22 protein-coding genes and 2 pseudogenes are annotated in these 22,940 nt (G+C 72.5%); 19 read left to right on the forward strand and 5 right to left on the reverse strand.

Annotated elements, in window-relative coordinates; translation table 11 throughout:
* The first annotated feature begins 52 nt into the window (after nt 1-52).
* Nucleotides 53-502: a hypothetical protein gene (locus tag OVA21_RS01120; protein WP_268091595.1), complete on the forward strand. Its 450-nt coding sequence runs from the start codon at nt 53-55 to the stop codon at nt 500-502.
* Nucleotides 499-909, forward strand: a complete 411-nt coding sequence (locus OVA21_RS01125) for a winged helix-turn-helix domain-containing protein (protein WP_268091596.1) — start codon at nt 499-501, stop codon at nt 907-909. Before OVA21_RS01120 ends, OVA21_RS01125 begins: the two co-directional genes overlap by 4 nt.
* 13 nt (nt 910-922) lie before the next feature.
* Here the strand turns inward: OVA21_RS01125 and OVA21_RS01130 are convergent, their stop codons facing one another.
* The gene (locus OVA21_RS01130) at nt 923-4,771 is read right to left on the reverse strand and encodes a Pls/PosA family non-ribosomal peptide synthetase (protein WP_268091597.1); all 3,849 of its coding nucleotides are present in this window, start codon (nt 4,769-4,771) and stop codon (nt 923-925) included.
* Nucleotides 4,772-4,838: 67 nt separating this feature from the next.
* On the opposite strand from OVA21_RS01130, the gene OVA21_RS01135 reads away from it, so the two are divergent.
* From OVA21_RS01135 to OVA21_RS01145, 3 genes are all read left to right on the forward strand, one after another.
* A complete protein-coding gene (locus tag OVA21_RS01135; RefSeq protein ID WP_268091598.1) occupies nt 4,839-5,741 on the forward strand; it encodes an SDR family oxidoreductase in 903 nt (300 codons plus the stop codon).
* Nucleotides 5,742-5,887: 146 nt separating this feature from the next.
* On the forward strand, nt 5,888-6,109 hold the full coding sequence (locus tag OVA21_RS01140; RefSeq protein WP_067711554.1) for a PspC domain-containing protein: 222 nt from the start codon (nt 5,888-5,890) through the stop codon (nt 6,107-6,109).
* 23 nt (nt 6,110-6,132) lie between these two features.
* Nucleotides 6,133-6,996 carry a crotonase/enoyl-CoA hydratase family protein gene (locus OVA21_RS01145; RefSeq protein ID WP_082923654.1) on the forward strand — a complete coding sequence of 288 codons (864 nt, stop codon included), beginning with the start codon at nt 6,133-6,135 and terminating at the stop codon, nt 6,994-6,996.
* A 217-nt stretch (nt 6,997-7,213) separates the two neighbouring features.
* On the opposite strand, the gene OVA21_RS01150 is transcribed toward OVA21_RS01145, so the two are convergent.
* Nucleotides 7,214-7,726: an inorganic diphosphatase gene (locus OVA21_RS01150; RefSeq protein WP_067711556.1), complete on the reverse strand. Its 513-nt coding sequence runs from the start codon at nt 7,724-7,726 to the stop codon at nt 7,214-7,216.
* Between the two features lie 216 nt (nt 7,727-7,942).
* Here OVA21_RS01150 and dacB point away from each other — a divergent pair, with 216 nt between their 5' ends.
* The 4 genes and pseudogenes from dacB (at nt 7,943) to OVA21_RS01170 (ending at nt 12,560) form a co-directional block, all read left to right on the forward strand.
* Nucleotides 7,943-9,337 carry a D-alanyl-D-alanine carboxypeptidase/D-alanyl-D-alanine endopeptidase gene (gene dacB / locus OVA21_RS01155; RefSeq protein ID WP_268091599.1) on the forward strand — a complete coding sequence of 465 codons (1,395 nt, stop codon included), beginning with the start codon at nt 7,943-7,945 and terminating at the stop codon, nt 9,335-9,337.
* Nucleotides 9,338-9,425: 88 nt separating this feature from the next.
* Nucleotides 9,426-10,396: pseudogene (gene tilS, locus OVA21_RS01160) on the forward strand (tRNA lysidine(34) synthetase TilS).
* Entirely contained in the window at nt 10,397-10,954 is a 558-nt protein-coding gene (hpt, locus tag OVA21_RS01165; protein WP_067711558.1) for a hypoxanthine phosphoribosyltransferase, read from the forward strand.
* Nucleotides 10,955-11,024: 70 nt separating this feature from the next.
* Complete coding sequence (locus OVA21_RS01170) at nt 11,025-12,560, forward strand: acyl-CoA synthetase (RefSeq protein ID WP_268091600.1); 1,536 nt, start codon at nt 11,025-11,027, stop codon at nt 12,558-12,560.
* A gap of 98 nt (nt 12,561-12,658) precedes the next feature.
* Here OVA21_RS01170 and OVA21_RS01175 read toward each other — a convergent pair whose 3' ends face one another.
* Nucleotides 12,659-12,820 (reverse strand): hypothetical protein, encoded by a 162-nt coding sequence (locus OVA21_RS01175; RefSeq protein ID WP_181694361.1) that lies wholly within the window; start codon nt 12,818-12,820, stop codon nt 12,659-12,661.
* A 234-nt stretch (nt 12,821-13,054) separates the two neighbouring features.
* A complete protein-coding gene (locus tag OVA21_RS01180) occupies nt 13,055-13,219 on the reverse strand; it encodes a hypothetical protein (protein ID WP_181694360.1) in 165 nt (54 codons plus the stop codon).
* A gap of 171 nt (nt 13,220-13,390) precedes the next feature.
* Between OVA21_RS01180 and OVA21_RS01185 the strand changes: the two genes are divergently transcribed.
* Both OVA21_RS01185 and OVA21_RS01190 read left to right on the forward strand, forming a co-directional pair.
* On the forward strand, nt 13,391-14,227 hold the full coding sequence (locus tag OVA21_RS01185) for a sigma-70 family RNA polymerase sigma factor (protein ID WP_268091601.1): 837 nt from the start codon (nt 13,391-13,393) through the stop codon (nt 14,225-14,227).
* A gap of 87 nt (nt 14,228-14,314) precedes the next feature.
* Complete coding sequence (locus OVA21_RS01190) at nt 14,315-14,551, forward strand: DUF1059 domain-containing protein (RefSeq protein ID WP_096906112.1); 237 nt, start codon at nt 14,315-14,317, stop codon at nt 14,549-14,551.
* A 38-nt stretch (nt 14,552-14,589) separates the two neighbouring features.
* Here OVA21_RS01190 and OVA21_RS01195 read toward each other — a convergent pair whose 3' ends face one another.
* Nucleotides 14,590-15,924: an amidase gene (locus OVA21_RS01195; RefSeq protein ID WP_275898229.1), complete on the reverse strand. Its 1,335-nt coding sequence runs from the start codon at nt 15,922-15,924 to the stop codon at nt 14,590-14,592.
* Between the two features lie 146 nt (nt 15,925-16,070).
* On the opposite strand from OVA21_RS01195, the gene ftsH reads away from it, so the two are divergent.
* The 8 genes and pseudogenes from ftsH to OVA21_RS01230 all read left to right on the forward strand — a co-directional run bounded on the left by ftsH (nt 16,071) and on the right by OVA21_RS01230 (nt 22,891).
* Nucleotides 16,071-18,620, forward strand: coding sequence for an ATP-dependent zinc metalloprotease FtsH (gene ftsH / locus OVA21_RS01200; RefSeq protein ID WP_268091602.1), 2,550 nt, complete (start codon nt 16,071-16,073; stop codon nt 18,618-18,620).
* A 34-nt stretch (nt 18,621-18,654) separates the two neighbouring features.
* Nucleotides 18,655-19,278 (forward strand): GTP cyclohydrolase I FolE, encoded by a 624-nt coding sequence (gene folE / locus OVA21_RS01205; RefSeq protein ID WP_067711572.1) that lies wholly within the window; start codon nt 18,655-18,657, stop codon nt 19,276-19,278.
* A gap of 41 nt (nt 19,279-19,319) precedes the next feature.
* Nucleotides 19,320-20,138 carry a dihydropteroate synthase gene (gene folP, locus OVA21_RS01210; protein ID WP_154829677.1) on the forward strand — a complete coding sequence of 273 codons (819 nt, stop codon included), beginning with the start codon at nt 19,320-19,322 and terminating at the stop codon, nt 20,136-20,138.
* The gene (folB, locus tag OVA21_RS01215) at nt 20,138-20,548 is read left to right on the forward strand and encodes a dihydroneopterin aldolase (protein ID WP_268091603.1); all 411 of its coding nucleotides are present in this window, start codon (nt 20,138-20,140) and stop codon (nt 20,546-20,548) included. The genes folP and folB overlap by 1 nt, the downstream gene beginning before the upstream one ends.
* Nucleotides 20,545-21,069, forward strand: coding sequence for a 2-amino-4-hydroxy-6-hydroxymethyldihydropteridine diphosphokinase (gene folK, locus OVA21_RS01220; RefSeq protein WP_268091604.1), 525 nt, complete (start codon nt 20,545-20,547; stop codon nt 21,067-21,069). The genes folB and folK overlap by 4 nt, the downstream gene beginning before the upstream one ends.
* A 1-nt stretch (nt 21,070) precedes the next feature.
* Nucleotides 21,071-21,547 (forward strand): DUF3180 domain-containing protein, encoded by a 477-nt coding sequence (locus OVA21_RS01225; RefSeq protein WP_268091605.1) that lies wholly within the window; start codon nt 21,071-21,073, stop codon nt 21,545-21,547.
* 250 nt (nt 21,548-21,797) lie between these two features.
* Nucleotides 21,798-22,040, forward strand: a pseudogene (locus OVA21_RS19215) (DUF6779 domain-containing protein); the annotation flags it as partial.
* Between the two features lie 338 nt (nt 22,041-22,378).
* The gene (locus tag OVA21_RS01230) at nt 22,379-22,891 is read left to right on the forward strand and encodes a hypothetical protein (protein WP_268091606.1); all 513 of its coding nucleotides are present in this window, start codon (nt 22,379-22,381) and stop codon (nt 22,889-22,891) included.
* The last annotated feature ends 49 nt before the right edge of the window (nt 22,892-22,940 follow it).

Raw genomic sequence — 22,940 nt, forward strand, 5'->3', positions numbered from 1 at the left:
CAGTATCACTCCGCGGCGGAAACTCCCCCGGGCACCGACGGAAGGCAGACCCATGGACCCGCAGAATTCCAGCACCGGCGAGGTCGATCGAGCGGAGGCCGCCCGCATGCTCGCCGAGGCCGAGGGGCGCCCACCGGTCAGCTCCCGGCACGACGCCCGCCTGTTCGCCGCGTTCGCCGCGGCCATCTCGCTTCTGATGGGGATCGGGACAGTCGCGATCATGTTCTCCAACTGGGCGCTCGTGCCGTACGTGCTGTTGCTCTTCGTGGCGATCTTCTGGCAGCGACGCGCGATCAAGGCGGGCCCCCGCGGATCGGGACGGACCTACACGTGGGGCGTCGCGGGATCGGGCGTGATGATCCTCGTCGTCGTCACCGGCCTGAACGTCATCCGCACCACGATCGGGCTCACCGCCTGGTGGTACCTCCTCGGGGTTCTGTTCGTCGCCCTGCCCGGCCTGGTGGCCGCCGCGATCATCGACCGGCGGGGATCCGAGCGGTGAGCGGAGAGAAGTTGAGCGGCGAGAAGATGAGCAGCGAGGCGACGGGCGGCGAGACGACGACGAGCACCCCGGCTGCATCGGGGGGCCCCGCCCCGGGGGCGGGCGACGGATCGGGAGGGCACGCCCGCCACCGGTTGGACGAAGTCATCCACGCGCCCGTCCGCTTCTCCATCGTCGCGGCCCTGGCCGGCGTCGACTACGCGGATTTCGCCACCATCCGCGACGCGGTCGAGGTCACCGACTCGACACTGTCCAAGCAGGCATCGGTGCTGGAGAAAGCCGGATACGTCAAGGTCAGCAAGGGGTACGTCGGCAAACGGCCGCGGACGTGGTTGTCGCTCACCCGCGACGGACGCAAGGCCTACGAGTCCCACCTGGCGGCGCTGCGGGCCATCGCCGGCGGCTGACCCGCCTACCGGCTCAGCCCCGCCAGGGCGCGATCGGATTGCCCTGCCAGCGGGTGCCTGGCGGGATGCGGTCGCCGCGCATCACCAGTGACGCCGGGCCGACGGTCGAGCCGTCGCCGATCGACGACGCCGGCAGCGCGACGCAATGGCACCCCAGCGTGGCACCGGCCTCGATCGTCACCCGGTCGATCTGCATGATGCGGTCGTGGAACAGGTGGGTCTGGACCACACACCCGCGGTTGATGGTGGCGCCGTCCCCGAGGGAGATCAGGTCCGCCTCGGGCAGCCAGTACGACTCGCACCACACGCCACGGCCGATCCGTGAGCCCAGCAGGCGCAGCATCGCGTTCATCACCGGGGTGCCCGACGCGGGCCGGGCCATCCACGGCGCGGCGAGCAACTCGATGAACGAGTCGGCGACTTCGTTGCGCCACACGAACGACGACCACAGCGGCTGCTCGCCCGCGCGGATCCGGCCCACGAGGATCCACTTGGCCAGGGCGGCGACCACCAGGGCGACCAGGCCCGCGTAGGCGAGCGTCAGCCCGGAGGTCAGTGCCGCCACGCCGAAGCCCCACTCCAGGTGGATCTCCTGCATCACCACCAGGACGCTCACCAGCAGCAGGAACGACATCCAGACGGGGACCAGTCGCAGGGTCTCCCACGCCGCCCGGGCGACCTTGAGGCGTCGCGGCGGCTGGTAGGTGCGGACGTCGTCGGTGTCGGGGACGGCGCGAGGGAGTTTCTGCGGCGGCGACCCCAGCCACGAGGTGCCCTTCTTGGCCTTCTGCGGGGCGGACGAGAGCACGGCGACCAGGCCGCGCGCGGGCACCTTCCGCCCGGCGGAGGCGATCCCGGAGTTACCGAGGAAGGCGCGCTTGCCGACCTGGGCGTGCTCCAGACGCATCCATCCGGAGCCCAGTTCGTACGGTGCGACCATGGTGTCGTCGGCGAGGAACGCCCCGTCGCGGACGGTGGTGAGGGCGGGGATGAGCAGCACGGTCGAGGCCTCGACGTCCTTGCCGATCCTGGCTCCCAGCATGCGCAGCCAGACCGGGGTGAGCATGGAGGCGTAGAGCGGGTAGAGCCAGTTCCGAGCGGCGTCCATGAGCCGTTCGCTGCACCAGGCCTGCCAGGCGATCCGCGAGTGGACCGGGTGGAAACCCGGGTTCAGCCCGATAGACAGCAGCCTCACCGCCCCGAGGGTGGCCGCGGCGAAGAGCGCGAGTGCGAGGAGCGTGGCGGGGACCGACCACAGTGCGGCGAGCAGGGCCATCTCGCCCGGGTCGCCCGCGCCGCGGGCTCCCCAGGCCACCAGCGCGAGGCCGGCGAGCAGGGCCGCCAGCGGCATCGCACCGAGCGCGACGGCGGAGAACTGGTAGACCAGGCTCCAGAGCCGGTTGTGGGGCGCGGGCTCGGCCGGCCAACTCGATCCACGCTTGCCGCGCTTGAGCGCGGGCGAGCCTGCGTAGCGCTTACCGGCCTTGACCGTGCCGACCACCGCGGACCCGATCTCCACGTGGGCCCCGCGGCCCACCACCGCGCCGGGCAGCAGGGTGGACCGGGCGCCCACCACCGCGTTCTCGCCGATCTCCACGGAGCCCACGTGCACGAGGTCGCCGTCGATCCAGTACCCGGCCAGGTCCACCTCGGGTTCGATCGAGGCCCCGTCGCCCACCCGGAGCAGGCCGGTGACCGGTGGGAGGGTGTGCATGTCCACACCGTGGCCGATCTGCGCCCCCAGCAACCGCGCGAAGGGGGTGAGCCACCCGGCGCCCTCGAGATTGGCGGCCCCGGAGACCTCGACCAACCGTTCGGCGGCCCAGATCCGCAGGTGCACCGACCCCGCCCGCGGGTACGTCCCCGGGGCCACGCCGGCGGTGAGCACCCGGCACAGGCCGGCGGTGACCAGCATGCGGCCGGCGGGGAGCAGGAGCAGAGCCACCATGATCCCGAGCACCCACCACGACACCGGCCGCGCCCAGGGCAGCCCGAGGCCGACGGCGACGTTGTTGGCGATACCCACCCAGGTGAGCCACTGCAAGCCGGTCAGCGTGAGCAGCGGGATCGTGGCGAGCACCTGCAGGAGCTGCGCGCCGCGGCCGACGGGTCGGACGTGTCGCGGTTCGACTTCGGCTTCCGGTTCGAGTTCGTCGAGGTACCCGGCGAAGTCGCCCAGGCGCGAGCGGTCGTAGATGTCGCCGACGGTGACCGCGGGGAAGCGTTCCCGGACGCGGGCCACCACGTGCGCGGCGGCGAGCGAACCGCCGCCGAGGGCGAAGAAGTCCTCGTCGACCCCGGAGACGTCGGCTCCGAGGGCGGCCGACCACAGTTCGGCGACCCACGCCTCGATGCCGTCGAGTTCCGACTCGGCGGCCGACGTCTGGGCCAGCGGCCACGGCAGGGCGGCGCGGTCGACCTTGCCGGAGGTGCGGGTCGGCAGCTCGTCGACCAGGGCCAGGCGCGGGACCACGCCGGCGGGCAGGTGCTCGCGCAGGCGCCCGGCCGCGTCGGCGAGGTCGAAGCGGCCGGGGTCCTCGGCGACGAGGTAGGCCACGAGCACGGGCTGGCCGGCGTCGGTCTTCTTCACCGCGGCGGCGCCGGCGCTGACCCCGGGCAGGGCGGACACGGCGGTGTCGACCTCCCCCAGCTCGAGGCGGCGGCCGCCGATCTTGACCTGGTCGTCGACGCGGCCGTTGAAGTACAGGCCGTCGGCCTCGAGTCGGACCACGTCGCCGGAGCGGTAGGCGCGCTCCCAGCCCAGGGTCTGCATGGGCCCGTACTTCTCGGCGTCCTTCTCGGGGTCCAGGTATCGCGCCAGGCCGACTCCGCCGATCACCAGCTCGCCGGACTCCCCGTAGCCCACCGGATCGCCCGCCGCATCGACCACCGCGAGGTCCCAGCCGTCCAGCGGCAGCCCGATCGACACCTCACCGACGCCGTCCAGCCGGACCGCGCAGGCGACGACGGTCGCCTCGGTGGGGCCGTAGGTGTTCCACACCTCGCGACCGTCACCGACCAGGCGTTCGGCCAGTTCCGGAGGGCAGGCCTCGCCGCCGAGGATCACCATCCGGATACCGGCGAGCATCGAATCGGGCCACATCGAGGCGAGGGTCGGCACCGTGGAGATGACGGTGATCCGCCGATCCCGCAACCACGGGCCGAGGTCGAGGCCGGACTTGACGACCGAGCGCGGCGCGGGCACGAGGCACGCCCCGTGGGCCCAGGCCAGCCACATCTCCTCGCAGGAGGCGTCGAACGCCACGGACAGCCCCGCCAGCACCCGGTCGCCGGGGCCCAGCGGCGCGCCGGTGAGGAAGAGCCGGGACTCGGCGTCGACGAACGCCGCGGCGCTGCGATGCGTCACGGCCACACCCTTGGGCAGGCCGGTGGTCCCGGAGGTGAAGATGATCCAGCAGTCGTCGTCCACCGTCGGGCCGCGGTGTCGCGAGGGTGCGGTGGTGCGGCCGGGATCGGTGACGAGCATGCCGTCGGCGGTGTAGACGGCCGCGACCTGCGCCTGACCGAACACCAGCTCGGCGCGCTCGGCGGGGTCGTCCACGTCGACGGGAACGTACGCCGCGCCGGCGGCGAGGGTGCTGAGGATTGCCAGGTAGAGGTCCGCGGAGCCCGAGGGCATGTGGATGCCGACCCGGTCGCCGGCGACGACGCCCTGGTCGTGCATCCACCGGGCGGAGGTGTGGATCGTCCGCGCCACCTCGTCGTAGCTCAGGACGCGGGTGCCGTCGTCGATGCACGGCGCGTCCGGGTGGCGGGTCGCCGCGGCGTCGAACACGTCGAGGAGTGTCCGGGGTTCCGCGGCGTGTGAGCTGCGAAGATACTGCGCGGGAATGGTGGCCACCCGCGGATCGTATCCCGCGTAGGTGAACTGCCCGCCGCGGTCACCCGGGGCTGGTTAAGTGAGGCGGATGACAGAGAACCTCAGCAACAAGACCATCGTGATCGTGGGAGCGGGTCCGGGATTCGGCCGCACGCTCGCCCTGCAGGCCGCCGCACAGGGGGCGACGGTGGTCGTCGCCGCCCGCACGGAGTCGCGGGTCGTCGAGATCGCCGAGGAGGTCCGTGCGGCTGGCGGAAGCGCGATCGCCGCGGCCGTGGACGCCACCGACCCGGAGTCGGTGCGAGCGTTGCGGGAGACGGTGGAGGGTCACACCGATGCCGTCCACGGGCTCGTGTACAGCGCGTTCGCGGTGCCCAGCATGAAGCCGCTCGCGCAGACCGACCACGAGCAGATCTCCCGTGGCATCGACCTGTCCGTGCTGGGCGCACTGCGCACGACCCAGGAGTTCACCGCGCTGCTCGAGGCCGGCGCCGCTCCCGCCACCGGCACCGCAGCCGGCTCCCCTGCCGCCACCGGCGCCGCTCCCGCCACCGGCACCGCAGCCGGCTCCCCTGCCGCCGCCGACTCCGCCACAGGCGCGGCCCCCGCCAGCGCGTCCGTCGTCATGATGGCCTCAGCGGTGATCCACCACTCCCGCGAGCGCTACGCGGGCTACAAGATCGCCAAGACCGCCCTCGTCGCGCTGGGCCATTCCCTGGCCACCGAGCTCGGCCCGCGGGGCATCCGCGTCAACACCGTGGCGCCCGGGTACATCTACGGCGAGACGCTCAAGGCGTACTTCGAGCACCTGGCCACCAAGTACGGCGGCACGGTCGACGACGTCTACGCCCACACCGCCGAGAAGATGGATCTGCGGCGCCTGCCCACCGAGCGCGAGATCGTCGACCCGGTGCTGTTCCTGCTCTCCGACGCCGCCTCCGCGGTCACGGGCCAGACCCTCACGGTGGACTGCGGCGAGTTCCACACCTGAACCGGGCGGACCGCACCCCGACGCCGGATCAGGGTCTCAGAATCGGGTCTTTCCCCGATGTGGAGCGGGTGCTCGGGGAGGAGAGTGGAGGTCACCGGGGAGAGGTCCCCGATCCCCCTTTCCCGACGACGACGAGGTGTGACGTCATGACCTATTCCCCAGATTCCGGGCCCAAGCGACTGATGCGGTCGGAGGACCGCTGGATCGGCGGCGTGTGCGGTGGGCTCGCCGACTACTTCGGGCTGGACCCGGCGTTGGTCCGCCTCCTGTTCGTTGCCTCGATCCTGCTGCCGGGTCCGCAGCTGCTCATCTACGTGATCCTGTGGTTCGTCATGCCCGATTCCCGTGCCTCGCGAGTCCGCGCCTGAGGGGCCCGTGGCAGGCTGGGGCCATGAGCACTCCAGACACCTCAGCCGCTCCCGGCGAGTACGCCTCCGTCCGTATCGAGAAGGGTGCCCGTCACCCGCACGTCGCCCAGGTGACGCTGATCGGCCCGGGGCGCAACAACGCGATGGGCCCGGACTTCTGGGCCGAGATGCCCCGCGTGATGGCCGAGCTCGACGCCGACCCCGGGGTCCGCGCCGTCGTGCTCGCCGGCGAGGGCCGCAACTTCACGTACGGCCTGGACCTGATGGCGATGATGCCGCAGTTCATGGAGTTCCTGCCCGAGGACACGACCCCGGACGCCTCGCGTAACGAGCGCATCCTGGACTTCGTGGAGAACATGCGCCGCGCCGTCGACGCCGTCGCGTCGGCCAGGACGCCCACCGTCGCCGCGATCCAGGGCCGCTGCATCGGCGGCGGCATGGACCTCATCTCGGCCTGCGACGTCCGCCACGGTTCGGCGGACTCGAGCTACTCGGTCCGCGAGGTCAAGGTGGGCATCGTCGCCGACATGGGCTCGCTCGGGCGCCTGCCGTACATCATCGGCTCCGGGCTGACCCGCGAGCTGGCGCTGACCGGGCGCGACATCGACGCGGAGACCGCGCTGCGCTACGGCCTGGTCACGCACGTCGCCGACGACGCCGCCGGGGTGCTGGACTCGGCCCACGCCACGGCCGCCGAGATCGCGGACAACCCGCCACTGGTGGTCCGCGGTACCCGCGAGGTCCTCAACCGGGCGATCGAGGGGCCGATCTACGAGTCCAACCGTTACGTCGCGACGTGGAACGCCGGCTTCCTGGCCTCGGCGGACATGATGGAGGCCATCGGCTCGACGCTGGAGAAGCGCGAGGCGCGGTACACCGGCCGCTGACCGCGCCCCACAGAGGAGCGCCCCACAAAGGAGCGCCCCACAGAGGAGCCAGCCCCGCCGAGAAGAGTGTTTCGCACATCGCTACTCGGGCGACACGAGCGAAATGCTCTTCTCGGCGTCCCGGCACGGCACGGCACGGCACGGCACGGCACGGCACGGCACGGCACGGCACGGCACGGCACGGCTCGGCACGCGTCCGGTGCCGGGCCAGACGGCGTCAGCCGCGGAAGGGCTCGGCCTTCTCCTCGGGGTGCTCGGTGAAGTTCTCGAGGCCCTCGGCGATGAGCTTCTCGCCATGGGCCTTGTCCCGCCACTCGCCCGGGGTGACGTGCTTGCCCGGCTCGAGGTCCTTGTAGTGCAGGAAGAAGTGCTCGATCGCCTTGAGCTCGAAGTCCGGGACATCGTCGACGTCCTGGATGTGCTCCCAGCGCGGGTCCAGGGCGGGGACGCACAGCAGCTTGTCGTCGCCACCGGCCTCGTCGGACATGGTGTAGACGCCCACGACGCGCGACTTGACGATCACGCCGGGGAAGACGGACTCGTCGAGCAGGACCAGGGCGTCACAGGGGTCACCGTCGTCGGCGAGGGTCTTGTCGATGTAGCCGTAGTCGGCCGGGTAGCCCATCGAGGTGAAGAGGAAACGGTCGAGATAGATCTTGCCGGTCTCGTGGTGGATCTCGTACTTGTTACGCGAACCCTTGGGGATCTCGATGGTCACTTCGACGGTCACGGGCTACCTCACAAATCGTCATTCTCCGGACCCGGGACGGCTCTCCCGGACAATCCGGGCCGATTCTAGTAGGCGGCCCCGGCGCCGGGGGGCCGCCGTCACGCGGGCCGCTAGCGTGGGTCCGACGCACGGCAGGCGAGGGTAGCGTCGGCGGCCGCCGGTGGCGACCGGTGGCGGTGACAGTGGAGGCGACAGCGTCCGGGAGGGTGGGCACGAGTGACCGAGCGCGGAGTGTGGCGCGGGCGTGGGCTCGTGTGGCGGGCGGGGGTCGTGTTCGTCGTCGTCGTACTCCTGGTCGCCGGGCTCGTCGCGGCGGCGCTGTTCACCGACGTGGAGGACGACGTCCGCGCGGTCGTCGGCGCCCCCGCGCAGACCACGGCGGAGCTGAACCCCGGACTGCACGCGGCGGACGACTCGGCGCCCCTGCCGGACCCCGCCGCCCTCGAGGAGATCCTCGGCCCCCTCGCGGCGTCCCCGGCGGTCGGCGACCTCACCGCCAGCGTTGTCGACGACGCGACCGGACAGGTCCTGTGGGAGCGCCGCCCTCGCGACGCCAAGGTCCCCGCGTCCACGACCAAGCTGCTCACCGCGGTCGCCGCGCTGAGCAGACTGCCCGGCGACACCCGCGTCGACACGGTCCTCGCCCGCGGCGCCGAGCCGGACACCCTCGTCGTGGTCCCCGGCGGCGACCCCACCATGTCCGGTGGCGCCGAGCCCGGACCGCTTTTCCCCGGCGCGGCCACGCTCACCCAGGCCGCCGACGTCGTCCGCGATGCCGGGCTCACCCCGGCGCGCATCGTCGTGGACCCGGGCCCGTACACGGGGCCGCGACTGGGCCGCGGCTGGCCCCCGTCGGAGATCCCGGCCGGCAACATCGCGCCCATCGAGGCGTGGATGCTCGACTCCGGCCGCCTCGACCCGGCCGACGAGTACTCGCCCCGCACGACCGAACCCGCCCTCGCGGCCGGCAGGGCCCTGGCCCGCGAACTGGGCGTGGACCCGGAGCGCGTGCGGGTCGCCTCCGACCCGGTGGAGACGACCGATGAGCTGGGCAGGGTGTCGTCGGCGGAGCTCACCGATCGCCTCCGCTCGATGCTCGTGCACTCCGACAACGTGCTGGCCGAGGCGATCTGCCGCGAGGTGGCGCTGGACCGCGACCCGGACGGTCCGGTCGACTTCGCCGCCGGGACCGCCGCCGTGCTCGACACGCTCACCGACCGTGGCCTCGACATGTCCGGGGTGCGCCTGGACGACTGCTCCGGCATGAGCAACGGCAACCGCATCTCGGCGGCCGTGCTCACCGACGTCCTGCGCACCGCCTCCGCACCCGACGCGACCCGCGAGATGCGCGACCTGCTCAACACCCTGCCCGTGGCCGCCGGGTCGGGGACGCTGGTCGACCGGTTCACCGGCCCCGCCGCCGCCGGCGCCGGCTGGGTGCGCGCCAAGACCGGCACCCTCGCCGGGACGAGCACCCTGGCGGGCTCGGTGACCAGCACCGACGGCCGCACCATGAGCTTCGCCCTGCTGTCCTCCGGCACCGACCCCGCCGTCGCGCGCCCGGTCCTCGACCGGATCGCCGCCGAGATCAGCGCCTGTGGCTGCCGCTGACCCCGCTCGCCGGCGCCCCGCCCGGACCGGTGGGGACCGGCCCGGCCCGGCCTGGACCGGCCCGGCCTGGACCGGCCCGGCCTGGACCGTGCGCGCGGCGCTGCGGGCGTTCCGCCGCGCCCACCCCGAGCTCGGCGACGAGGTGTGCGTCGGACTGTCCGGGGAGCGGACTCGCTGGCGCTGACCGCCGCGGCCGCCGTCGAGTTCGCCGCCGTGACCGCCCTCGTGGTGGACCACGGTCTGCAGGAGGGGTCGGACGCCGTGGCCCGGGACGCGGCCGCCGCGGCCCGCGGGCTCGGCGCAGAGGCGGAGGTCCTCGTCGTCGTCGTGGATCAGAGGGGTTCCGGCCCCGAGGCCGCCGCCCGCGCGGCGCGCTACACCGCGCTCGACACCGCGCGCCGCGGACGGCCCGTGCTGCTCGCCCACACCCTCGACGACCAGGCCGAGACCGTCCTGCTGGGGCTGGGCCGCGGCTCCGGCGCCCGCTCGCTGCGCGGGATGGCGCCGTGGGACGCACCGTGGGGGCGCCCGCTGCTGGGGGTCCGCGCCGCCGACACCCGCGCCGCGTGCCGCGACCTCGGCCTGGGGTTCTGGGAGGACCCGCACAACACCGACCCGGCGTTCACCCGGGTGCGCCTGCGGCACGAGGTCCTGCCGCTGCTCGAGGACGTGCTGGGTGGCGGTGTCGCGGAGGGGTTGGCGCGCACCGCGTCACTGCTGGGGGTCGACGACGACGAGCTGGAGCGTCTCGCGGCGGCCGTGCCCGTCGGCGACGACGGCGCCCTGGAGGTGAGCCGGCTGGAACCCCTGTCGACGGCCGTGCTGACCCGGGTCCTGCGCCGCTGGCTGCTGGCGCGGGGAGTCACCTCACCCACGTACGCGCACCTGACGGCGGTGGCCGCGCTCGTCACCGACTGGCGCGGGCAGGGCGGGGTGGCGGTCGGTGGCACCGGGCCCGCGGGCGCGGGTGGGGCGGGGCCCTCGGCCAGGTTGGTCGCCCGGCGCCGACGTGGAAAGGTGGTCCTGGAGAACGACCGGGCGAGCGGAGCGGGGACGTAGATGACCACGGACAAGTACGCGGACGAGATCGAATCGGTCCTGCTCGACGAGGAGTCGATCCGCGAGCGGATCGCCGAGATGGCCGCCACCGTCGGCGAGCGCTACGCGGACGTCGAGAAGGAGGTCGTGCTGGTCGCCGTCCTCAAGGGCGCCGCGATCTTCGTCTCCGACTTCGCCCGGGCCCTGCCCATCCCGTCCGAGATGGAGTTCATGGCCGTCAGCTCGTACGGCTCCTCCACCAGTTCCTCCGGTGTGGTGCGGATCCTCAAGGACCTCGACCGCGACATCGCCGACCGTGACGTGATCATCGTCGAGGACATCATCGACTCCGGGCTGACCCTGTCCTGGCTCATGCGCAACCTGCGCACCCGCAACCCGCGGTCGCTGGAGATCGTCACCCTGCTGCGCAAGCCCGACGCGGTGAAGGCGGACCTGGACATCCTCGAGATCGGGTTCGACATCCCCAACGAGTTTGTCGTGGGCTACGGCCTCGACTTCGCCGAGCGCTACCGCGATCTGCCGTACATCGGCAGGCTGCACCCGCGCATGTACTCCTGACGCACCGACTGCTGGACACGTGTCTGCCTAATTCGTGATCCAGATCACGTTCGGCGGTTAGCCTGGCAGCATGTTTCCAGGAACCTTCGCCGCCACCACCCCCGACAAGCCCGCGGCCATCCGCCCGGCGACGGGGGAGCAGATCACGTACGCCCAGCTCGAGGCGCGTTCCGCGCAGCTCGCGCATCTCCTGACCGACGACTGGGGGCTGCGTCCCGGTGACACGATCGCCGTGGTCTCGGACAACACCCTGGAGATGCTCGAGATCTACTGGGGGGCGCTGCGCTGCGGCCTGTACATCGCGGCCATCAACCACCATCTCACTGCGGACGAGTCGTCGTACATCATCGGCGACTGCGGGGCCCGGGCGCTGTTCGTCTCCGCCCCGGTCGCCGACCACGTCGACGTCTCCCCGGAGGCGCATCCGGGCGTGGAGCACCGCGTGGTGTTCGGCGGCGCGCTGGAGGGGTTCGAGGACTACCGGACGCTGCTCGAGGGCAGGTCGACCGAGCCGCCCGCCGACCAGCCCCGCGGCCACGACTTCCTCTACTCCTCCGGCACGACCGGCCGGCCGAAGGGCGTGCGCGTCGACCCGCCCGAAGGGCAGATCGACGAGGTGCCGGACAGCTACACGCCGGTGTTCAGCTTCCTGTACGCCTTCGACGCCGACAGCGTCTACCTGTGCCCGGCACCGCTGTACCACGCGGCCCCGCTGCGATTCTGCGGCGTGGTCAACTCCGTCGGCGGGACCGTGATCCTCATGGACCGCTTCGACGCGGAGGAGGCGCTGCGGCTCATCCAGGAGTACCGGGTGACGCACTCGCAGTGGGTGCCGACGATGTTCGTGCGCATGCTCAAGCTGCCGGAGGAGACGCGGGCGCGCTACGACGTGTCCAGCATGACCCACGCGATCCACGCCGCCGCGCCGTGCCCGCCCGAGGTCAAGCGGCGGATGATCGAGTGGTGGGGCCCGGTGATCCACGAGTACTACTCGGCCACCGAGGGCATGGGCATCACGTTCATCAACTCGCAGGAGGCGCTCGAACGCCCCGGTTCGGTGGGTCGCGACGGGCTCAAGGGCATCGCGCACATCTGCGACGAGGAGGGCAACGAGCTGCCCACTGGCGAGATCGGCACCATCTACTGGCAGCAGGACGAGGGCACCTTCTCGTACCACGGCGACCCGGAGAAGACGGCGTCCGTCTTCCACCCCGAGCACCCCAACTGGTCCACCTTCGGCGACGTGGGCTACCTCGACGAGGACCGCTTCCTCTACCTTACCGACCGCAAGGCGTTCACCATCATCTCGGGCGGGGTCAACATCTACCCGCAGGAGATCGAGAACGCCCTGGTCCTGCACCCGGCGGTCGAGGACGTCGCCGTGATCGGGATCCCGGACGAAGAGATGGGGGAAAGGGTGCACGCCGTGGTGGTGCCCGCCGCCGACCGTGCGGGCGACCCCGGCCTCGCCGACGAGATCCTCGGCGCCCTGCGCGGGAGGATCTCCGACTTCAAGATCCCGCGGGGCCTGGACTTCGTGGACGAACTGCCCCGCACCCCCACCGGCAAGCTGGTCAAGCGCCGGATCGTGCAGCAGTACGCCTGACCGGGGCGTCTCGCGTCGACAACGGGAGTAGCCGCCGACCCGGTGGTCGGCGGCTACTGCGGGGCGCTCACGATTCTGTGAGGCTGTCGCCCGGTGACTCACTCAACGCTGGCGGTGAGATCGACAGAGGTGCCGAACCCGACCGCATCCAGCAACATGAGGACGAGAGATGGGAGGCCGGTGCCGAAATCGACCAGGGTTGACCCCGAGTTGATAGCGAACTGGCTGGAACCTTCAGCGAACTCCGCGAGGCTGCCCATAGTGGTGATCCTTTCCCTTGACGGATGAGGGGCGGCCGGAGACCAGTTCTCCGGATTGATGAAACCGCGTAAAAAGTGATGAGGATCACTTCCCTCGCGAAAGATGATGCTCTCTTTATCGGGTCGAGTCAAGGTCGTGCCGAATCAGGAAAACGCCGTGATCCACGCGGTTTCCCGGGTGGATCACGGCGTTGCGGGCCGGGATGTCGGTCCCTGCGCGGCGGCTACCGGGCGTCAGTCGCCGACGCTGGAGACGAGGTCACCGGCGATCCCGTTGAACAGCGCGTCGGCGAACTGGAGGATCAGCGACGGCAGGCGGGTGCCCATGTCGGCGAGGGTGGAACCCGAGTCGAGTGCGAACTCGGCGGAGCCGGCGGCGAGGATTCCCAGGCTTCCCATGATCGTTCCTTCCTGTCGGCGCCCGGCGGGGCACCGGTTGGCGATATCCGGACGGCGGCGCCACGCGGTGCGGCGTCGACCTGATGCTAACCAGGCCTCCGCCGCGGGGCCGGGGATCGCCAAGACTCCGGTCACGCTGTCGGATCGGGGGCGCCGGGGGAGAATGGCGGCGTGGACCGCACCTCCGAATTCGAGAGTGAACGCCCCCGGCTCGTCCGGATCGCCGCGCGCGTGCTCGGCGACCCGGCGGAGGCCGAGGACGTGGTGCAGCAGGCGTGGCTCCGGCTGGCGCGGGCCGACACGCGGGCGGTCGACTCACTCCCGGCCTGGCTCACCACCGTGGTGACCCGCCTCTGCCTGGACCGGCTCAAGGCCGTCGTCCCGCCCCCGACGGAGCCCGTCGACAGGCCGGCGCCGGAGCCGGGCCCGTCCGAGGAGGTGCTCCTCGCGGATTCCATGGGCGCGGCGCTGCACGTCGTGCTCGACCGACTCGCCCCGGCCGAGCGGGTGGTGTTCGTGCTGCACGACTCGTTCTCGGTCGACTTCGCCACGATCGCCGACGTGCTGGACTGCTCACCGGCCGCGGCCCGCAAACAGGCGTCGAGGGCGCGCGCGAAGCTCGCGGGAGCGGGTCCCGGCGCCCGGAAGGCGGACTGGGTCGTCGTCGACGCCTTCCTCGACGCCGCGCGCAACGGCGAGTTCACCCGGCTGCTCGGTCTCCTCGCGCCGGACGTGGTGGTGGTCGGTGATCCGATCGCCGTCAGTCTCGGTACCCCGGTCGGCATCGAGGGCCGCGACGCGGTGGCGGAGTTCTTCGACGGGGCAGCCGCCGCGGCGTTGCCGGTGTTCGTCCACGGGCGGCCGGGCGCGGCGTGGTTCGATCGCGGCGTGGCCCGGGTGGCGTTCGACTTCCGGATCGCCGGCGGCGTGGTCAGGCGCATCGACTTCCGTGCGGACCCGGACGTGCTCGCCGCGATCCGCCGCCGCAGCGACGGCGAGCCGAGATGAGCGGGGCGGTCACAGTTCCGGCCGCCCGCTCGTCATCAGGGTGAGGCGACGCGCTCCGGCGTCGCCCGGACAGGGAGGATCGACCCCATGAAGACCATGACCTGCAAGGACCTGGGTGGCCCCTGCGATCTGCCGCACCGCGGTGACACCGCGGACGACGTGATCAACGCCCAGGACGCCCACCTCAAGGAGCGCGTCGGGGCCGGCGACGACGCCCACGTGCCGGCGCGCGAGGACATGAAGACCCGGTGGCGGCGGCCGCGGCAGTCACTCGGGTGGTACCGGGACGTCAAGAAGAGGTTCGCCGACCTGCCGGAGGACTGACGCCACGCGGCCCGCCGACCCGCCCCTGCCGGCCGGTGTCAGCGACCGCCGCTCTCGATCACCGCCGCCAGCGCGAGCAGCGTCGCCTCCGAACCGGGCCGCCCGACGAGCTGGACCGAGGTGGGCAGGACCCGGCCGAGGGGGGTGTGGGTGGTGCCGCACGGGACGGACACGGCGGGCCAACCGAGCACGTTGGCCAGCGGGGTGAACGGGGAGAACCTCATCGACGCCCACAATGACCGGCCCCAGGAGCGTCGGTGCCAGTCGGTCGCCTCGGGTGGCACGTCCGCCAGCGACGGGGTGAGCCACACGTCGATCCCCGCCGAGTCCATCGCCCGTTCGACCTCCGCGCGGAGCGTCTCCACGCCACGGTTCCAGCGGGTGTCCCCGTCTCCCGCGCCGCCGCGACGGAAGACCGTCCGGCCGAGCAGTGCGTGGTGCCGGGTGCGTCGCTCCATCGCGGACAGGGGCAGGTTCTCGTCCTCCGCCGCCCGTGCGACGCCGGTGGTCCAGCGCGCGAGATAGAGGACGGGGTCGGTGGGGGAGGGCAGGGTGGTGTCGACGACGACGAGGTCGGCCCCCCGCAGCACCTCCGCGGCCTCCCGGGCCGCGCGCGTCCAGGGCGCGTGGATGCGCACCAGATCGCGGCCCAGCCGGATCGGGCTGGCCACGGACATGCCGATACGCGTCCCGCCGGGGACGGGTCCGACGTCCGCGAGTTCCGGACGACCGGCCATCACCGACAGGGCCAGCGCGACGTCGCCGACGGTCCTGGCCAGCGGACCGGATTCGGCCAGGCCGCCCCAGTTGTCGCCGGCCAGGCGGGTGGGGACGACACCGGGCCCCGGCTTGATGGTGACGATCCCGCACGCCGCGGCGGGGATGCGCAGGGACCCCATCCCGTCGTCGCCCACCGCGAGCGGGACCATGCCCGAGGCCACCGCCGCCGCGGACCCCCCGGAGGACCCGCCGGCGGACAGGGCGAGGTCGCGCGGGTTGCGGGTGATCCCGTGGGCGTCGGAGTCGGTCATCCCCCAGGCGCACAGCTGGGGCGCCGCGGTGATGCCCACCGGCACCGCGCCCGCGGCCAGCAGGGGGGCGACGACCGGGTTGTCCAGGGTGACGGTGCTCTTGACGGCCAGCGATACCCCGGCCAGGGGCAGTGCCGCACGGTCGGCCGGGCTCGCGGCGTCGACGGCGGCCCCGGCCGCGCGGCCGTCCGCCCGCAGCAGGGAGGTGAAGGCGTGCAGCGAGGGGTCGAGGTCGCCCACCCGGTCGAAAGCCGCGTCGAGGGTGGCCAGCGCGCCGACGGCACCGGTGCGTACGGCCTCGGCGGTCTCGGCGGCGGAGAGGGGGTCGGTGGTCACGGCCATGATCGTACGACCCCGGCGGTGTCCGCCCATGGCGATCATCACGGTGGGAGGCCCCGCTCGGCGGGTAGCCTGGGGCGATACCGACGAAGTCGGATGCACGACCGGGCCCGTCGACCGGCTGGGCCGTCCTTCCACACGAGGACCGAATGGAACGCAAGAGCAATACCGTCTTCCGCAACGTCGCGATCGCGGGCGTGATCATCCTGGCGATCGTCGGCTTCTCGTTCTTCACAGGAGATGACCGTGACTACGCCGAGGTCGACACGTCGGTGGCGTTGGCGCAGGTCGACGCGGGGAACGTGAAAGAGGCGCTGATCGAGGACCGGGAGCAGCAGCTCCGGCTCACGCTCGAGACCCCGATCGCCCCGGAGGACGGAGCGGACGAGACCGACAAGCTCCTCGCCAAGTACCCGGAGCGGGCGGCGGACCAGGTCTTCGACCGGGTGGCCGCGGCGGAGCCGGAGAAGTACGACACCGCGGTCAACCAGCAGGGTTTCCTGTCGCAGATGCTCTCGTTCCTGCTGCCGATGCTCATCCTGTTCGGGTTGCTGTTCTACTTCATGTCCCGCATGCAGGGCGGCAAGGGCGGACTGTTCGGCGTGGGCAAGTCGCGCGCCGTGGAGTTCACCAAGGACATGCCCCAGACCACGTTCACCGACGTCGCGGGCGAGGACGAGGCGGTCGAGGAACTCAACGAGATCAAGGACTTCCTCCAGAACCCGGCGCGCTACGAGCGTCTCGGCGCCAAGATCCCGCGCGGTGTGCTGCTCTACGGCCCGCCCGGAACGGGCAAGACCCTGCTGGCCCGCGCGGTCGCGGGTGAGGCCGGGGTGCCGTTCTACTCGATCTCGGGTTCGGATTTCGTCGAGATGTTCGTCGGTGTCGGCGCCTCGCGGGTGCGCGACCTGTTCGAGAAGGCCAAGCAGAACGCGCCCTGCATCGTGTTCGTCGACGAGATCGACGCGGTGGGTCGGCACCGTGGCTCGGGCACCGGCGGCGGCCACGACGAGCGTGAGCAGACGCTCAACCAGCTGCTGGTCGAGATGGACGGGTTCAGCGACCGCGAGACCGTCATCATGATCGCCGCGACCAACCGTCCGGACGTCCTCGACCCGGCGTTGCTACGGCCGGGGCGTTTCGACCGCCAGGTCCCGGTGACCAATCCCGACCTCAAGGGTCGCGAGGCGATCCTCGCCGTCCACTCCGCGGGCAAGCCGCTGGCCGAGAACGTCAACATGACCTCGCTTGCCAGGCGCACGATCGGGATGTCGGGCGCGGACCTGGCCAACGTGCTCAACGAGGGCGCCCTGCTCGCGGCCCGGCTGGGTCGCGACGAGATCGACATCGACATCCTCGAGGAGGCCACCGACCGGGTGGTGGGCGGACCCCGCCGCAAGCACCGTGTGATCAGCGAGCACGAGAAGAAGGTCACCGCGTACCACGAGTCCGGCCACGCGCTGGCGGCGTGGGCGATGGAGGACCTCGAGCCCGTCCACAAGGTCACCATCCTCGCGCGTGGGCGCACCGGTGGTCACGCACTGGTGGTCCCCGAGGACGACAAGTCCTTGATGACCCGGGCGGACATGATCGCCCGCGTCGTCATGGCGATGGGTGGCCGCGCTGCCGAGGAGTACGTCTTCGGCGAGCCCACCTCGGGCGCCAGCTCGGATATCGAGCAGGCCACCCGGATCGCGCGGACGATGGTCGCCGAGTACGGCATGAGCGCGAAGCTCGGTGCGGTGAAGTACGGCGGCGAGGGCGGGGATCCGTTCCTCGGCCGCGGCGGTTCCGCGGCGGGGGAGTACTCGCCGGAGGTCGCCAAGATCATCGACGACGAGGTGCGCCGCATCATCGACTCCGCCCACACCGAGGCCTGGCAGGTCCTCGAGTCCAACCGCGACATCCTCGACGCGGTCGCGGGCGAACTCCTCGAGAAGGAGACCCTGCGGCAGGACGACCTCGAGAGGCTGTTCGCCGACGTGGTCAAGCGGCCGCGGATCACCGAGTTCGACGACTTCGGTGGACGCATCCCGTCGGCCCGTCCGCCCATCAAGACCCCGGGGGAACTGGCCAAGGAGCGTGGCGAGCCGTGGCCCCCGCCGGTGACCGATCCGTTCGCCATGCCGGTCCTCCCGGCCGGCCGCGCCGCCGAGGACGACCGTGATCCGGGCGAGGCGGACGGCCCCGGCGACCACGGGGGTGACCGCAACGGCGTGGGCGCCCCTGTGGGGATGCCCGGTGGCGGTTCGGGCCGCGGCGCGACCGCCGGCGGCGGGCAACGTCCGACCGGTATCCCGGCCTACGGCACGCCGCCGCCCCCGGGCTGGTCGGCGCCGGGCTGGCCCCCGCGTCAGCCCGCGCACCACGGTGACCGGGGGCCGAGCGGGGCCGAGACCACCCGCCTGCCGGCCGCGCCGGAGGGCCTGCAGAGGAACGACGGCTCCGGGAGCACCAACGGCTCCGGGAGCACCGACGGCACCGGGAGCACGGACCGATCCGGGAGCGCTGACGGTCCGGAACGGGCCGGTCGGAGCGAGGGGCCGTCCGAGGCCCCGACCCGGGCGTGGTCGGCGGTGGGCGACGGCGGTGACGGCGACGCGTCCGGCGGGTCGACCCCGGGCGCCGTGGACCGCGGTTCGCACCGCCGTGAGGACAAGGACGCCGACTGGCGTGCGCCGTGGGAACGTGAGGACTGACCGCACGGTCGACTCCGTGCGAGAAGAGGAATGAATGACGACGCCTGACCACATACCCGCCGCCGATGCCCGGTCGCTCCCCACGGGGCGGGTCTTCGATGCCGAGCGCGCCGAGGCCGCGGTCCGCGAGCTGTTGATCGCCGTGGGCGAGGACCCGGAGCGCGAGGGGCTGCAGGACACACCCGCGCGGGTGGCCAGGGCCTACCGCGAGGTCTTCTCCGGGCTGTACACAGACCCGTCGGAGGTGCTGTCCAGGACCTTCGACGAGGACCACCGCGAGCTCGTGTTGGTGCGGGACATCCCCATCTACTCGACCTGCGAACACCACCTGGTGCCCTTCCACGGCGTCGCCCACATCGGCTACATCCCGGGACAGTCCGGGGCGGTCACCGGTCTGAGCAAGCTCGCCAGACTGGTGGATCTCTACGCCAAGCGGCCCCAGGTCCAGGAACGGCTCACCAGTCAGGTCGCCGACGCGCTGGTCGACAGGCTCGCGCCCTCGGGCGTGCTCGTGGTGATCGAGTGCGAGCACCTGTGCATGTCGATGCGGGGGATCCAGAAGGCGGGGGCGGTCACCACCACCTCGGCCGTCCGCGGCAACATGCGGACCAACGCCTCCACCAGGGCGGAGGCGCTCGGCCTCCTGCGCGGGACGTGAGCGCGCCCGGTCTGCTGCCCCGCCCGGACCGGTGCGCGGTGATGGGCGTCCTCAACGTCACGGCCGATTCCTTCTCCGACGGTGGGCGCCACCTCGCGCATCACGATGCCGTCGCGCACGCCCGACGCATGGTCTCCGACGGCGCCGACCTCATCGACATCGGTGGGGAGTCCACCCGGCCCGGCGCCCTCCGCGTCGAGGAGTCGGACGAGGAGCAGCGGGTCGTCCCGCTGGTCCGTGCGGTGTCCGGCCTCGCGCCGGTCTCGGTTGACACGATGCGCGCCGGGGTGGCGTCGCGTGCCCTCGAGGAGGGCGCGGCGATCGTCAACGACGTCTCAGGCGGGCTCGCCGACCCCGACATGTTGAGGGTCGTGGCCGAATACCGCGCCTCCGTCATCCTCATGCACTGGGTGTCTCCGGACGAGTACCGCGCCGGCGCGGGAGGCCGATCCGACTACGGCGGGGACGTCGTGGGTGCGGTGCGTGACCACCTGGCCCGCCGCGCCGACGCCGCGATCGCCGCGGGGGTCGACGCCGCCGGCATCGTGCTCGACCCGGGCCTCGGCTTCGCCAAGGACGCCGACGACAACTGGGCGCTGCTGCACGGGCTGGACCGACTGATCGAGCTGGGGTTCCCGGTACTCGTCGCCGCGTCCCGCAAACGGTTCCTCGGGTCGCTGCTGCCCGGATCGGACGCCCGGCCGCGCGAGGTGGCGGGCCGCGATCCGGCGACGGCCGCGATCACGTCGCTCTCCGCCGCCGCCGGCGCGTGGGCGGTCCGGGTCCATGACGTGGCCCCCAGTGCGGACGCGGTGCGGGTGGCCGCCGCGTGGGCCGCCGGACGGGCGGGGGTGAACTGATGGCGGATCGCAGCGAACTCGACCGGATCGAACTGCGGGGCTTGAAGGTGCGCGGTACGCACGGGGTCTTCGAGTACGAGAAGCGGGACGGCCAGGACTTCCTGGTCGACCTCGTCCTGTGGACCGACTTCACGGCCGCCGCCGCGTCCGACGACCTGGCCGACACCGTCGACTACGGGGCGCTGGCCCTGTTCGCCCGTGATGTGGTGGCCGGACCATCGCTCGACCTCATCGAGACCGTCGCCTCGCGGATCGCCGACGGGATCATGGAGATGGCCCCCGGTGCGGACGCGGTGGAGGTGACCCTGCACAAGCCCCAGGCGCCGATCCCGGCGGAGTTCGCCGACGTCGCCGTCGTGGCCCACCGCTCGCGCGCGGGCGGGAGCGCCGCCGCGGGGGGAGCGCGGTGAGCTGCCGGGCGGTGCTGTCGATCGGCGGCAATCAGGGGGACGCTCTCTCGCTGCTGCGGAGGGTCGTCGACGCCGCGGCCGCGGACGGCATCCTGCGCGCGGTCTCGTCGGTGTACGCCACCCCGCCGTGGGGCGGCGTCGAGCAGGACGACTTCCTCAACGCCGTCCTCGTCGTCGACCATCCCGGTTCCCCGACCGACGTCCTCGAGTGGGGTTTCGCCCGCGAGAGGGCCGCAGGCCGGACCCGCGAGGTGCGCTGGGGTCCGCGGACCCTCGACGTGGACGTGGTGACCGCCGAGCTGGACGGTGAGCCGGTGGCGTCCGACGACCCGAGGCTCACGCTGCCGCACCCCCGCGCGGCCGAGCGGGCCTTCGTGATGGTCCCGTGGCTGGAGATCGACCCGGCCGCCCGGCTGGACGGGGTGCCGGTCCGGGAGTGTCTCGACGCGCTCGATCCCGGGGACGTCGCCGCGGTGCGCCGGCTGCCCGATCCGTTGGCTCCCGGCGGCCCGGGGGAGTGACATGACGCGTGTCGCGAAGTCCACCCTCGTCCTGGTGGCGCTCGTCGCGTCGGTGGCCGCCTACGTTCTCACCGGGTCCTTCCTCGGCGCTGTGACCCCGATCGGCTTCGGCTGGGTGACCCTCGTGGCGATCGCGGTGGTCGACGTGCTGCTGTCCCTGCGGATCCGCGCCGCGATCTCCGACGGCGGCGTCGGGCAGGACCGCAGCCAGATGCACCCGCTCACCATCGCCCGCAGCGCGGCCCTCGGACAGGCCTCCGCCGTGCTCGGCGCCGCGGGCGCCGGGGCAGGGGCCGGGCTGACGCTGTACTTCCTGTCACGGCTCGGCGACCTCGCGGTGGCGGGCGCGGAGCTGCCCGCATCAGTCGCCGTCCTGGTGTCCGGCGCGGTGCTGGTGGCGGCGGGACTCTTCCTCGAATCGGCGTGTGAGACGCCCCCCGACGACGACGAGAACGGCGGCCTCGCCGACCCCGCCTGAGGGGCCCGGGCCGGACCGGTCCTCTCACGCCCGCCCCCGTTACCGCAGACACGCGCTGGTTACCCGTGTGACCCGTGATTCTCCGCGTATCATGCGGGGCATGAGTTCCGACGGCGCGATGGACAAGCCCCGGTCAGCTCGCCCCGCGCGAGGCGACGATCGTGGACTGGCGAACATCGCCCTGGGGGTGCTGCTCCTCCTGGCGCTCATCGCCACGATCGTGATGGTCTTCTCCGACAATCCCGTCTGGATGCGCATCGGGACACTCTCCGCACTGTGGGCCGCGTTCATCGGCGCGTTCCTCGTCGCCCGGTACCGGCGGCAGGCCGCCACCGAGGCCGCCCGGGTCCGCGACCTGCACACCGTCTACGAACTGCAGCTCGAGAGGGAGATCTCCGCCCGCCGGGAGCACGAGCTCGTCGTGGAGCGGGACCTGCGGGCCTCGGTGCGCGCCGAGACCAGTGACTCGATCGTCGCACTGAGGCAAGAGATCGCGGCGCTGCGCGAGCAGCTCGGCGCACTGGGCGTCAGTCTCCCCGAGGACCGCTTCGCGGTCGGTGGGCTCGGTCCCGCCGGGCAGCTGGGTGCGGGATCGTCGCTGCCGTCCGTCCCGTCCGAGCGGGTGGCGCCCCGTCGGCGTGCCCCGGGATCGGACTCCGGCCCGGTCGCGGGTCCCCGTTCCGCTTCCGGCGCGACGCGGTCCCCCGCATCATCGGCCTCCGGCGTCGGTCCGGACGTCACCCCGAGCACCGAGCGCACCGAGCGACTGACCCCGGTCTCCGATCGGGAGTCCCGGTCCGACACGCCGGCGGGGACCCCCGTCGCCCGGCGGTGCGCCCCACGTCCGGCGCGCGCGATGCGCGTTCCGCTGCCGGCAGCAGCGCCGGCAGCAGCTCCGGCTTCGGCTCCGGCGCCACCTCGCGACCGCAGGCACGGCCCGAGCCCGCCAGCTCGCCCGAGCTCGCGCGTACGCCCGCGAATACGAGCACGAGCACGAGCTCCCGGCCCGCGGCGTCGGCCGTCGAGGGCGCCACGTCGGACAAGACCGCCGCGTCGGGATCCCCGGTGGCGTCCGGGGGCGCGGCCGCGTCCGGCTCCTCGGAGAAGGCAGGCAAGCACGAGTCGTCCCCCTCCGAGAAGGCCGGCAAACACGAGTCGCCCGCCACGGCCGGCGAGACGGCCACGCAGCCGCGGTCGCAGTCGACGCAGGCCCCGGCCACCGAGTCGGCTTCGCCGAGTCGCCACGGCGAGGGCTCGGGTCTGTCGGTGGCAGAACTCATGGCGCGGCTGGGGGAGGGGTCCGAATCCACATCGGGCCGCCGCCGCCGTCGCGCGGAGGACTGAGCCGCGCCGACGGTGGCGCCGCCCCTCGCATCGGTTGTGTGAAGTACGA

The organism is Dietzia sp. SL131 (assembly GCF_026672565.1).
Lineage (GTDB): Bacteria > Actinomycetota > Actinomycetes > Mycobacteriales > Mycobacteriaceae > Dietzia > Dietzia kunjamensis.